This is a genomic window from Pseudomonas sp. GW-45, assembly GCF_056896675.1.
The window spans coordinates 1,985,860-1,997,708 of sequence record NZ_CM167674.1 but is presented as its reverse complement, the minus strand read 5'-3'; the positions used below and the strand labels follow the sequence as shown (position 1 = coordinate 1,997,708).

11 protein-coding genes are annotated in these 11,849 nt (G+C 55.8%); 10 read left to right on the top strand and 1 reads right to left on the bottom strand.

Annotated elements, in window-relative coordinates:
- The first annotated feature begins 36 nt into the window (after nt 1-36).
- The 7 genes from AC1XYH_RS09075 (at nt 37) to AC1XYH_RS09045 (ending at nt 6,059) form a co-directional block, all read left to right on the top strand.
- Entirely contained in the window at nt 37-1,077 is a 1,041-nt protein-coding gene (locus AC1XYH_RS09075; protein ID WP_483326256.1) for an NAD(P)H-dependent glycerol-3-phosphate dehydrogenase, read from the top strand.
- Nucleotides 1,078-1,084: 7 nt separating this feature from the next.
- Nucleotides 1,085-1,414 (top strand): DUF4389 domain-containing protein, encoded by a 330-nt coding sequence (locus AC1XYH_RS09070; RefSeq protein ID WP_483326255.1) that lies wholly within the window; start codon nt 1,085-1,087, stop codon nt 1,412-1,414.
- On the top strand, nt 1,411-1,881 hold the full coding sequence (sixA, locus tag AC1XYH_RS09065) for a phosphohistidine phosphatase SixA (protein WP_483326254.1): 471 nt from the start codon (nt 1,411-1,413) through the stop codon (nt 1,879-1,881). Before AC1XYH_RS09070 ends, sixA begins: the two co-directional genes overlap by 4 nt.
- 161 nt (nt 1,882-2,042) lie before the next feature.
- Nucleotides 2,043-3,728 (top strand): AMP-binding protein, encoded by a 1,686-nt coding sequence (locus AC1XYH_RS09060; RefSeq protein ID WP_483326253.1) that lies wholly within the window; start codon nt 2,043-2,045, stop codon nt 3,726-3,728.
- Entirely contained in the window at nt 3,725-4,159 is a 435-nt protein-coding gene (locus AC1XYH_RS09055) for a hotdog fold thioesterase (protein WP_483326252.1), read from the top strand. The genes AC1XYH_RS09060 and AC1XYH_RS09055 overlap by 4 nt, the downstream gene beginning before the upstream one ends.
- Before the next feature lie 119 nt (nt 4,160-4,278).
- Nucleotides 4,279-5,163 carry an alpha/beta fold hydrolase gene (locus AC1XYH_RS09050; RefSeq protein WP_483326251.1) on the top strand — a complete coding sequence of 295 codons (885 nt, stop codon included), beginning with the start codon at nt 4,279-4,281 and terminating at the stop codon, nt 5,161-5,163.
- 59 nt (nt 5,164-5,222) lie between these two features.
- Nucleotides 5,223-6,059, top strand: coding sequence for a DUF4892 domain-containing protein (locus AC1XYH_RS09045; protein ID WP_483326250.1), 837 nt, complete (start codon nt 5,223-5,225; stop codon nt 6,057-6,059).
- Between the two features lie 8 nt (nt 6,060-6,067).
- On the opposite strand, the gene AC1XYH_RS09040 is transcribed toward AC1XYH_RS09045, so the two are convergent.
- A complete protein-coding gene (locus AC1XYH_RS09040) occupies nt 6,068-8,488 on the bottom strand; it encodes a penicillin acylase family protein (RefSeq protein ID WP_483326249.1) in 2,421 nt (806 codons plus the stop codon).
- A gap of 98 nt (nt 8,489-8,586) precedes the next feature.
- On the opposite strand from AC1XYH_RS09040, the gene AC1XYH_RS09035 reads away from it, so the two are divergent.
- The 3 genes from AC1XYH_RS09035 to mnmH all read left to right on the top strand — a co-directional run bounded on the left by AC1XYH_RS09035 (nt 8,587) and on the right by mnmH (nt 11,785).
- Nucleotides 8,587-9,582, top strand: a complete 996-nt coding sequence (locus tag AC1XYH_RS09035; protein WP_483326248.1) for a patatin-like phospholipase family protein — start codon at nt 8,587-8,589, stop codon at nt 9,580-9,582.
- A 65-nt stretch (nt 9,583-9,647) separates the two neighbouring features.
- Nucleotides 9,648-10,685: a selenide, water dikinase SelD gene (selD, locus tag AC1XYH_RS09030; RefSeq protein WP_483326247.1), complete on the top strand. Its 1,038-nt coding sequence runs from the start codon at nt 9,648-9,650 to the stop codon at nt 10,683-10,685.
- Entirely contained in the window at nt 10,685-11,785 is a 1,101-nt protein-coding gene (gene mnmH / locus AC1XYH_RS09025) for a tRNA 2-selenouridine(34) synthase MnmH (RefSeq protein ID WP_483326246.1), read from the top strand. Before selD ends, mnmH begins: the two co-directional genes overlap by 1 nt.
- Nucleotides 11,786-11,849 lie beyond the last annotated feature (64 nt).

Genomic DNA, 11,849 nt, shown 5'->3' with positions numbered 1-11,849 from the left:
TATACTTGGCCCGGAAAACCTGATTAAGGATGTTGCATGACCGATTCTAAAGCGGCTGTCTGTGTATTAGGTGGAGGCAGTTTCGGTACCACGCTAGCCAATTTGATGGCCTGTGAAGGTCAGCAGGTTACGCTCTGGCTGCGCGATCAGGATGTGGCCGACCATATTCGTAACGAACAGGAAAATCCGCGTTACCTGCCGGGATACAAGCTAGACCCCAGGTTGCAGGTTTCAACTGATATAGAGCAAACCATCGCCGCAGCGGATTTGGTATTTCTGGCTATTCCCAGTGGTGCCTTTCGTAATGTGCTGAAGCAGGTAGGCCCGAGCCTGGCTGGTAAACAGGTTGTGAGCACTACCAAAGGTATTGAGCAACCAGGCTTTCTGATGATGAGTCAGATTGTTGAAGCGGAAGCGCCGCAAGCTCACGTGGCCGTGCTCTCAGGGCCTAACCTAGCCAAAGAGATGGCGGCGGGTGAGCTAACTGCGACCGTGATTGCCAGTGAAGATAATGCCCTCTGTATGGCGGTGCAAGACGTGCTCGGCAGCAAGAACTTGCGCGTTTATGCCAGCGAGGACCGCTATGGCGTTGAGTTGGGCGGCGCATTGAAAAATGTGTACGCCATTATCTCGGGCATGGCCGTCGCACTGGGTATGGGCGAGAACACCAAGAGCATGCTGATTACCCGTGCGTTGGCGGAAATGACCCGCTTTGCGGTGCACATGGGGGCTAACCCGCTGACTTTTCTGGGGCTTGCCGGCGTCGGCGATTTGATCGTGACTTGCATGTCGCCGCAGTCGCGCAATTTTCGGGTGGGGCATGCGTTGGGCAAAGGTGAAACTCTGGAAGAGAGCGTGGCGCGGCTGGGTCAGGTAGCCGAAGGCGTGGGTACGTTAAAAACCTTGAAGCAGAAAGCGGATGAGGAGGGCGTTTACATGCCCTTGGTTGATGGGCTTTATGCCATCATTTTTGAGAAACAGCCGCTAGCGAAAGTGATTAGCAAGCTAATGTCGGCGGAGCAAAAGCATGATGTTGAATTTTCGGCTTTCATGAGTTGCACCCCGACCAAGGAGTAATAAGGTTATGCACGCGTTGAAAGAGTCTCTTTGTTCGGCTGATTTCTGGCTAAGGTTGTTGTACACAATATTGTTTATGTTGGCTTGGCAGGTGGTTGAGATTTTGCTGGCACTGTTGGTAGTGATACAGATCATGTCGCGATTGTTTACTGGCAGCGCCAATGAAGATGCAAAGGTATGGGGCGAAGGTTTCTCGCTCTACGCCTGCCAGATTGGCCGTTATATTACCCAGGTCTCTGACCAGAAACCTTGGCCCTTTATTGAATGGCCGCAACCAGCGACAGAGCCGGTCGTTACACCCGCGCCAACCGAGCCATCGGCAGAGCCAAAGTCATGAGGCTGTGGATTTTGCGTCACGGACAGGCCGCTGCGCGGGCAGCCAGTGATGCAGAGCGGCCTTTGACCACGGCAGGAGAGGCTGAAGTGAGAGCCATGAGCGCTTTGCTTGGCGGCCAGCCGCTCGACGCAATACTCGCTAGCCCTTATCTGCGAGCCCAACAGACGGCAGCGCTAATGCGTTCTGCGCTTAACTTTACTCAAGACGTGGGCACGGCACCCTGGCTAACGCCGGATGATGAGCCGGGTGACGTGCTGCGCTTTCTGTCGGAGCGCACGGAAAAGAATCTTTTGCTAGTGTCGCATCAACCGCTGGTTAGTCAGTTGATCAGTCTGCTGGTGGAGGGCAATCGCACCGCGCATTACCCGATGCCTACGGCCGCGTTGGCCTGTATCGATCTAGATTTTGTGGCGGCGGGTTTGGGTAATTTAGCCGCGCTTTCCGTGCCTGCTGATTTGTCGCGCTGATATAAGTCTATTTTCACTGAGTGACTTGGTCCGCACGCTGCGCGTTAGGGCCTTGTGGTGGATCGTTGGCATGGGATAGTGTTCACTCAAACGGGTGATCACCTCGCAGCATGTGATGGCATTCCAAAAATAATAATGATCTACAATCTCGAGGGCAGAGTATGGGCGCCTTGTCTACACCGCCGATCACGGCACTTGATGCGTTTTTGCGTCAGGAAAGCCTGCAGGCAGATAAAATCTATCTGATTCAGCCGATGCCGGACGGTCAGGTGATTGAGCTGAGCTGGCGTGAGGTCGGCGAGCAGGCGCGGCGTATGGCTAGCCACCTGCGCTCGTTAGGTTTTGCTGCCGGCAGCCAGATTGGTCTTTTATCGAAAAACTGCGCCCACTGGATCATCGCCGACTTGGCTATCTGGATGGCCGGTCATGTGTCTGTCCCGCTGTATCCCAACCAGACCGCGGATACCATCAGACAGGTGTTGGAGCATTCTGACACGTGCGCCGTATTTATCGGCAAACTGGATGATTGGCAAAATATGCGCTCTGGTGTGCCGCAAGACATGCCCTGGATTGGTCTTCCTCTGGCCCCCGAGGACGCTAATATTCAGCCCTGGCAAGCATTACAGGACAGTAATTCGGCGCTGGAGGCCTTGAGTGTGCCCGGCGCAGATCAGCTAGCAACCATTGTTTATACGTCTGGCACCACGGGTGTTCCCAAGGGCGTGATGCTGAGTTTCGGCAGCATGTATCTATCGGCAAACAACGGCTTACGACTGTTTAACATCAGCGCAAATGACCGCCTGTTGTCTTACCTGCCATTGAGTCACGTAGCGGAGCGTCAATTTGTTGAGATCGCTTCTTTGCTTTCCGGGCAGCAAGTGTATTTCGTGAATAGCGTTACGACCTTCTTCGAAGACGCCAGGCGAGCAAGGCCCACGGTGTTTTTTGCCGCACCGCGTATTTGGGAAAACTTTAAACTTTACGCTGAGCACCGGCATTCATCTGCCTGGTCTCGATTGCAAATGAAACTACCGCTGTTAGCCGCGCACAAGGCTCGCAGCATTCTCGCCGACCTGGGGTTAGATCAGGTGCGTTATGCCGTCTGCGGCGCGGCGCGCCTTAAGCCCACCTTGAGCAATTGGTTTGCCGAGCGCGGCTTGCTGATAGTGGAGGCCTACGGCATGACGGAGAATTGCGGCTACTCGCATCTCGGGCGGCCAAAGAAGATCAAGGCCGGCTATATAGGGTTGCCTAATCCTGGCGTAGAGTGCCGTTTGACTGCAGAGGGTGAGGTGCTGGTGCGCAGTCGTGCGGCTATGCTGGGGTATTACAAGGACCCAGCACGTACTTCGGAAGTATTGGATAAAGAGGGTTTCCTGCATACCGGTGATCTGGGCGAAATAGATCAAGAAGGCTTTTTGCGACTGACCGGGCGGGCCAAAGATATTTTCAAAACCTCGAAAGGGCGCTATGTCACGCCGGTTCCGATTGAAGCGCTGTTGCTGGATGATTCACTGGTAGAAGACGCCTGCGTAGTGGGTCACGATCTGCCGCAACCTTTGGCGTTAATCTGTTTGAGTGATGCCGCGGCCGATGAGTCTCGCGATCAGCTGAAGAAGCAGTTGCAGGCTTTGCTACAAAGCGTGAACGAGAAGCTGCAGCGCAGTGAGCAGCTTACTTGCCTGGTGGTCATCCGCGACCAATGGAATGTTGAGGGCGGTTTTCGAACGCCGAATCAAAAGTTGAAACGCAACGTGGTTGAAGCCACCTATCAAGGTGAACTTCACCTTTGGCTGGTTTCAGGCGACACCATCGTTTGGCAGCAGGACACAAAGGAGAAAGCATGAGTGCAATTTGGTTTGGCAAGGTGGATCTGGCGGCGATGAATGCGCCTTCTGACGATATCAACACGCTACTTGATGTGCGCATGGAAGAGTACGGAGATGACTGGATTACCGCCAGCATGCCGGTCGATAAGCGTACCCACCAACCCTATGGAATCCTGCACGGTGGCGCTTCCGTAGTGCTGGCTGAGTCTTTGGGGAGTATTGCTTCTTACTTGTGTATCGATAGCAGCCAGTTTTACTGTGTTGGTCTTGAGGTCAATGCAAACCATTTAAAGGCTGTCAAAAGCGGACGCGTTACGGCTATCGCCAGACCTTTTCATCTGGGCCGTACTACCCACGTGTGGGATATTCGCCTGAGCAATGAAGCGGGTGCGCTCACGTGTATCGCCCGTTTGACTATGGCGGTAGTGCCCTTGAAAAACGCTGGATAAACCGCTCTCTGCTGATCTATGCCGCTGTATTCACGGCTGGTGTGCTTGATTGCCCTGGATGCCTCAAAGGCTTTAGATTGGCACTCATAAGCACACGCTCAGGCCTGAACGGATAACAGATGACAGCTACCAGCCGCGAAGTACGTTTCTCTCTTTCCTCACTAGAAGTAGCCGGTAAAGTCTGGGGTGAACCCGGTGGGTTACCGGTAATCGGCCTGCATGGCTGGCTCGATAACGCCGCCACCTTCGATCACATTGCACCCTCTTTGGAAGGCATTCACCTGGTGGCGCTCGACCTTCCTGGACACGGATTGTCGGACCACCTGCCGATGGCGGGCTACAGTTTGTGGCAGCAGGCCTCCACCGTGCTGCAAGTAGCTGAGGATTTGGGTTGGGAACGCTTTGCGCTGCTTGGCCACTCTATGGGGGCGATCATAAGCGGTATTTTGACGGGCAGCTTGCCCGAGCGAATTATCGGTGCGGCGATGATTGATGGGTTGATGCCCTTTACCTCTGAAGCCGATGACGCACCTAAGCAGATGGCGCGTTTTTTCAAGTCGAGCTTAGCTGTCGGAAATAAACGCAAACCGGTCTACGACAGTGTTGAAAAAGCGATTTCGGCTCGGGTGCGCGGTGGCACCACCAGTATTACAAGTGATGCAGCGAGTTGTTTGGTGGAACGAGGGTTAATGCCAGACCATGGCGGTTGGACTTGGCGCACTGATCCGCAGCTTATGCTGCCGTCACCACTGCGGTTTACCAATCGTCACGCGGACTCCTTCATCGAGTCCATTACCTCTCCAACTATGTTGGTGTTGGCCAATCAGGGCGTGATGCACAAACACCCACAGGTATTGGATCGCATCGAGCGCTTCAAGAATATCCAGTTACATAAAATGGATGGTGGTCATCACTTGCACCTTGAGGCTGAAGCGCCTGCCGTCGCGGGGCTGCTCAATGATTTCTACGCCTCATTGTCGACTACTGATTCCAGCGCTTCCTGACTGCGGTAACGCAAACCGCGTATGCTGTTGGCTTGCCCGCCGCCGCCTCAAGGAATTCTATGTCTTTGCGTCATATCCCGTTGCTTGGGTGCTCTGTTGTTTTGCTATCGCTGAGTGGAGTCGCCGAGGCTGACGATGCTTTTCAGCAAGCCCTCAGCATTCAGCCCTTCAGCCACGCAGACTCTGTGCAGGAGCAGTTGCTGCCTGAGTCTGAGTATCAGGTCATTATCGGTAGCATCCGGCGAATTAATAATCAGCTGCGCGCTGGGCGCGAAGTGCGTGCTAGTGGAGAGTTACTGCGCGCTACTTGGCAGATGCGCGATGGTTATAGCCCGGATGAGGCCTTCAAAGACGCGCTGCAGCAATTGACCGAGCAGCCAAATACGTTGCTGTACACCTGTGAAGGCCGCGAATGCGGCAGTAGCAGCTTGTGGGCCAACCAGGTGTTTAATAACGCGAAGCTGTACGGCCCAGACGAAGATCAACGCTATTTAGCGCTGCGTCTGGATAGCGAGCCGCAGCGTTTTATCTCTTTGTATTCGATTACCCGCGGCAACAAGCGCAGTTATTTGCACCTTGATCAGTTTACCCCTAAACCCGCGGTAACCGAGGCGCTGTATCCCACGCCTACAACGCTACTTAAAGTACTCAAGCGCGAAGGTGAGTTGCAGCTCCCGTCCGTGGACATGACTCATGCTGAGGCGGAGCCCACCGTCGAATGGGTTAGATTGCTGGTGCGCATGTTGCGCTCCGACTCGTTGTTGCGAGTCAGCATTGACGGTGCAGGCGCGCCAGCCTTGGTAGAGGCTCTGAAAATCGGCGGCATCCCTGATCAGCGCTTGATCGTAGGGCAGCCGGCACCGGAGCAGGGCGTGCGTATTACGCGCATCCGCTGAGGATCTGCTTAGCGCGATTTCTTGTCGGGCCGAATCTGCAGTCGGTCTGGCAAGGCTTCAATCGAAAGCCAATCGAATAATTGGGTCCGATATCGTCCTTCGTTGTACATGTCGGCCTGATCGCTGGCATGCATATCCAGCGGATTACCAGATTGCCCTAGCGGGTTGATGCCCAAGGAGGCGTTAACGTCAGCCAGGTCAATAAGGCGTCTGGTAGAAGGTCCGGATTTGACATGGTAGCGCGCCTCCCCGGTATTGAACGCCATATTGTTCAGCGTCTCATTGCCGCCGTTTACTGGCACCGGCTTGGTATTCAGATAGCGGCCAAAAGGTATGCGGTCAGCCAATGCATGCTGATGTTGCAGGCTGGCCAACCGTGACCACTGCCATTGCTCTGGCTGCTCACCCAAATCTGCTACCAGGCCTTCTACTGCCTTGATCCAGGCATGGGTGATAGCTGCCTGGCGTCCGTCCAAGCTCGGCTGCTGACGATTGTCCCACCAGGGTGAGGTGGGTTTCCAATAAAGATGGGTCAGGGTCTTGCTGGCCATGAAGGTGTTACGGAAAAAGCTGAAACGCTCACCGAGTTCGTCAGCGAAGAGCGCAGCAGTCAACTCATCACGCCAGCGTTGGAAGATGCTGGCGCCCGCACTGTCCTGCTCATATCGCCCGTCCCACTGCTCCAGCAGGGTTGCAGCCTTGGCCGCAGGTGCGCGCAAGTCAGCGCTAAACAGGTTGTAGTCCAGCAGCGGCAGAGCGTCTTGCACCATCGCCAGTGCCTGCGGACGCTGATCATCGAGTTGCATCGCTTTGAAACGCGACAAATCGAATGTGTCTTCCTGTTCCAACAGCTCCTGCAACCTCTGCGCGCGTTCGGTAGGGGCGTAATAACCACGCAGGCGCCGGCGAACGTTTTTTTCCGGGTAAGGATTATTGGCGCTGAACAGATAGCCTTCGCGTGGATTTATAATTTTTGGATTGTTTTCGAATGGCATATAACCGAGAAACTCATCGTGCCCGGAGCCGCCATTGAGTAGCGCGAAGCCGTTACTGCTGGTGGGCCAGCGTTTGAGTTTGCCGATCGCCCACATAGCGATGTTGTCGTCGGTGTCGGCATACACGATGTTCAGCCCCGGCGCGCTGTGGTCGGCCGCAGCGGTCTGGAATTCGTCCATGCTGCGTGCGTTAGTGAAGCCGTAAAAGGCTTTGGCTGAATCGTTGTCCGGATCAAGGAAGGTCCAGAACAGGCTGACTGGCTGGCGCTCCAGACTGCCGGGCAAGTCATTGATGATCGGGCCATGGCGGGTGCTGCGCGTTTTAATCAGACGGTCTTCCTGGCCGCGAATTTTGATGACCTCTTCATGCACCTTGAAGTCTTCCCAGTGATCGGTAGCCCACACCTGATCCGGGTTGTCTGGGTTGACCCGTTCCCGGTAGAAGTCGATATCATCATTCATCAGCATGGTCAGACCCCAAGCGTGATGTCGTGTTTGACCCAGAAGTGGGAAGGGAATACCTGCCAAAAAGTGGCCATAGACTTCATTTTGCGGGGTACGCAGATGAGCTTCATACCACACAGCAGGGACCGAGAAACCGATATGCGGATCATTGGCCAGCAAAGGCGCTCCGCTGGCGCTGCGGGCACCCTTGACCGCCCAGGCGTTGCTGCCCATGAACTGGCCGGCAGGGAAATCCTTCTCAATGGCTGAAACCTGCTCCAGCAGGGGTTGCAGTAGCTCTATGTAAGGTTGCCCGGAAGAGCGGGCGGGCGGCAACTGGTCTGGCCAACCGGGTACCAGATCCTTATAGTGACGCTCGCTCAAGGTGCCGCGAATATTGTCGACCAGAACGTCAGTCTTAAAGGCTTCGGCAAAGGAATAAGCCATGTAGCCCATGATCTGGGCGATGTCTTCGGTGGTGAAGTAATCAGGTTTGGCCATCAGCAGCCGATATTCAAGCGGTCTGCCGCCGTGGTCAATATACTGGTTTATGCCATCCTGATAAGCATGCAGCAGCTTTACGTGGGGGCTGTCGGGTTCTGCTTCCAGGCGTTTGGCATAGGCGCGGGCAAAGCGGTTAATACCCAAAGTGCGAAAGAAGCGGTCGGTAGCAAAGGATTCAACACCAAACAGCTCAGACAGCCGACCCCCGCCGACGCGGCGCAACATATCCATTTGGAACAGACGATCCTGTGCGTGCACGTAACCCAGCGCGCGGTAGGCGTCTTCTTCATTCTGAGCGTCAATATGGGGCACGCCCCAAGCGTCGTAATACACCGAAACTTGGCTTTGCAGGTTGCCTAGTCGGAGATCGCCGCTGCGTTGAGCCTGCGCGGTATGCATATACCAAACACCCAGCAGCGCGATGAGTGTCAGCAGCAAAGCAATAAACAGCACTATTTTTATAGGAACGGACAGACGCTTGATCACGGGGTGCCTTGTGCTGCGGGAAACGATCCCGGCATCATGCGCAGAGTGATCAGGTACGTCAATCGGGATTAACCAAATAGCGTGGGAGCCATCATTTTATGGGGCAGCGAGTAGCATTGGTGCTGGGTAGCGGCGGTGCACGCGGTTACGCGCACATTGGTGTGATTGAGGAGATCGAGCGGCGTGGTTATGAAATCGCCTGCATTGCCGGATGCTCTATGGGTGCTGTGGTCGGTGGGATTCATGCCGCAGGCCACCTTAAGGATTATCGAGATTGGGTATCCGGGCTGGATTACCTTGATGTGATTCGTCTGCTGGATATCGGTTTCGGCAACCTCGGCGCGATCCGTGGCGAGCGCGTATTTGGGCGTATTCGCGAGATTCTTGGCGAGATAAATATTGAACAGCTGCCTATTCCCTTTACCGCAGTGGCGACAGACCTGACTAACCAGCAGGAAGTCTGGTTTCAGCAGGGCTGTCTGCACCAAGCCATGCGCGCGTCAGCAGCAATCCCCAGCCTGTTTTCGCCAGTACGTCAGGGCAGTCGGGTACTGGTTGATGGCGGCCTGCTGAACCCACTGCCCATTGTGCCAGTGGTGTCTTCGCACTGTGATCTGATTATGGCAGTCAACCTCAACTCGATTGAAATGGATGGCTACAGCATGCCGGTGGTGGAACGGCCAGCGCCGATTCGCCAGCAATGGGATCAGTGGATGACGGCCATCAAACCGAACTGGTTGGGGCGCAAAGGCGAGGATGAAGAGGAGGGCGATGCTATGGCTCTGCTCACCGCTGAGCCCGCGCCAGAAGAAGCACCGCACTCTCGTGACGAAGATCAGCTCGCCCCGGTCGAGGTAGAAGCACCACCTGGTCCGGCCAGCATGCTGGAACTGGTGAACCTGTCATTCGAGGCCATGCAATCTTCCCTGACCCAGTACAAAATTGCGGGTTATCCGCCAGATGTGCTGATCAACGTGCCGCGGCGCCTGTGCCGCTTTTTCGAGTTTTATCGTGCGCCGGAGCTGATAGAACTCGGGCGCATGGTCGCCAGCGACACCCTGGATCAATTTGAACAACGCCGACGCGGGCGCTGAGTCGTAGGCGTGGGCACTGTCGGCTGGTAGAATCGGCGGCTTGATCTTTCAGCCGGAGAGCCTGCATGACCCAGACAGTGCGATTGACCGAATACAGCCATGGTGCCGGTTGCGGCTGCAAGATAGCCCCCAAGGTGCTGGATGAAATGTTATCGGTCGGTCAGCCTGGCCCAGCCTTCGAGCGGCTTTGGGTCGGCAACGATAGCCGCGATGATGCGGCGGTGTTTGGTATCGATTCCGATCAGGGCATCGTCAGCACCACCGATTTCTTTATGCCCATCGTCGACGATCCCTTCGATTTTGGTCGTATCGCCGCCACCAATGCCATCAGTGATATCTACGCCATGGGCGGCACTCCGCTGATGGCGATCGCCATTCTCGGCTGGCCGGTTAATGTGCTACCAGCTTCTGTTGCCGGTGAAGTGCTCGCTGGTGCGCGTCAGGTCTGTACCGAGGCTGGCATGCCGCTGGCAGGCGGCCACTCAATCGATGCCCCTGAACCCATCTTCGGCCTTGCAGTGACCGGCCATGTGCTGCGTCAGCATCTCAAACGTAACGATCAGGCGCGCGTCGGCGCTCAGCTGTTTCTCACCAAGCCCTTGGGCATTGGCATTCTCACCACCGCTGAAAAACAGAAAAAACTGCGCCCGGAAGATGTTGGCGTGGCCCGTGACTTGATGTGCACCCTGAACAAAGTTGGCCAGCGCTTCGCTACTTTGGCAGGAGTGCAGGCCATGACGGACGTTACCGGCTTCGGCCTGCTTGGCCATTTGGCTGAGGTAGCCGAAGGCTCCAAGGTGAAAGCGCGTATCTACGCAGAGCGCATCCCACGGATCGCCAGTGTGGATTACTATCTTGAGCAAGGCTGCATTCCTGGCGGTACGCTGCGCAACTTCGACAGCTACGGCCATAAGATCGCCCCATTGCCGGAAGGCCAGCAGCATCTACTGTGCGACCCGCAAACCAGCGGTGGTCTGTTGGTTGCGGTTGCTCCGGAAGCCGTAGCCGAGTTCCTGTCAGTAGCGCAGCAAGAAGGCCTGGCGCTGGAGTCGATCGGTGAATGTGTTGCAGCAGACGGCGGCCCTTGGGTTGAGGTTGTTTGATGCGCGATAACACCGAGGATTTTCGCCAGCTGTTTTTGTCTGACGTGCCCTTGATGGATGTGCGTGCGCCAATCGAGTTTGCCAAGGGCGCATTTCCTGCGTCGTGCAACCTACCGTTGATGAATGACACCGAGCGGCAGCAGGTAGGCACTACCTACAAACACAATGGCCAGGACGCCGCCATAGCGCTGGGTCATAAACTGGTAAGTGGTGATATCAAAGCCGCGCGTATTGACGCTTGGGTCGAGCAGGTACGGGCTAACCCACAAGGGTATCTGTATTGCTTTCGTGGCGGGCTACGCTCGCAGCTAGTGCAGGAATGGCTGGCAGACGCGGGCGTGCAATATCCGCGCGTGGTGGGCGGCTATAAAGCGATGCGGCGGTTCTTGATTGATTCGCTGGATGAAGCGGTTGTGCAGTGTCCGCCGGTATTGGTGGCGGGTCTTACCGGTACCGGCAAAACCGAAGTTATTGCCGCGCTGAGCAATAGCCTCGATCTGGAAGGGCACGCGCACCACCGTGGTTCCAGCTTTGGCCGCCACGCCACGCCGCAACCCACGCAAATCGATTTTGAAAACCGCTTATCTATAGAAGCCCTGAAAGTACGCGCCGCAGGCGCGCAAAGGTTAGTGCTTGAAGACGAAGGCCGCATGGTCGGTAGCTGCACTGTGCCGCTGAACGTGTTTGCCGCCATGCAACAAGCATCGCTGGTGTGGCTGGAGGACAGCCAGGAGAACCGCATCACCCGCATCCTGGGCGATTACGTTACCGACATGCATGCTGAATACGCTCAAGTTCACAGCGAGCCTGAGCAGGCTTTCAGTGCCTTCGCAGAGCACCTGCTGGAAAGTCTGCTGCGTATCCGCAAGCGCTTGGGTGGTGAGCAGCATCAAACCTTGGATTCCATCATGCGCGACGCGCTGGCGCAGCAACAGCGTACCGGTGATGTATCCCTGCATCGCCAGTGGATCAAAGGCTTGCTGGAGAATTACTACGACCCCATGTATGCCTATCAACGTGAGAGCAAGCAGGTGCGCGTGGAGTTCTCGGGTAATCAACAAGAGATCATTGAGTACCTTGCCGAGCTGGGCGCGCGCTAGCGTCTCCGCCATCCTCGCCAGGTTTGCACACCTGTGCTTATCAGTGCTCGGCATAACGCGTGAA

What these genes read in the sequence shown, in the direction of transcription:
- AC1XYH_RS09075 (WP_483326256.1), top strand. Translation starts at nt 37, where the DNA reads ATGACCGATTCTAAAGCGGCTGTCTGTGTATTAGGTGGAGGCAGTTTC.
- AC1XYH_RS09070 (WP_483326255.1), top strand. Translation starts at nt 1,085, where the DNA reads ATGCACGCGTTGAAAGAGTCTCTTTGTTCGGCTGATTTCTGGCTAAGG.
- sixA (WP_483326254.1), top strand. Translation starts at nt 1,411, where the DNA reads ATGAGGCTGTGGATTTTGCGTCACGGACAGGCCGCTGCGCGGGCAGCC.
- AC1XYH_RS09060 (WP_483326253.1), top strand. Translation starts at nt 2,043, where the DNA reads ATGGGCGCCTTGTCTACACCGCCGATCACGGCACTTGATGCGTTTTTG.
- AC1XYH_RS09055 (WP_483326252.1), top strand. Translation starts at nt 3,725, where the DNA reads ATGAGTGCAATTTGGTTTGGCAAGGTGGATCTGGCGGCGATGAATGCG.
- AC1XYH_RS09050 (WP_483326251.1), top strand. Translation starts at nt 4,279, where the DNA reads ATGACAGCTACCAGCCGCGAAGTACGTTTCTCTCTTTCCTCACTAGAA.
- AC1XYH_RS09045 (WP_483326250.1), top strand. Translation starts at nt 5,223, where the DNA reads ATGTCTTTGCGTCATATCCCGTTGCTTGGGTGCTCTGTTGTTTTGCTA.
- AC1XYH_RS09035 (WP_483326248.1), top strand. Translation starts at nt 8,587, where the DNA reads ATGGGGCAGCGAGTAGCATTGGTGCTGGGTAGCGGCGGTGCACGCGGT.
- selD (WP_483326247.1), top strand. Translation starts at nt 9,648, where the DNA reads ATGACCCAGACAGTGCGATTGACCGAATACAGCCATGGTGCCGGTTGC.
- mnmH (WP_483326246.1), top strand. Translation starts at nt 10,685, where the DNA reads ATGCGCGATAACACCGAGGATTTTCGCCAGCTGTTTTTGTCTGACGTG.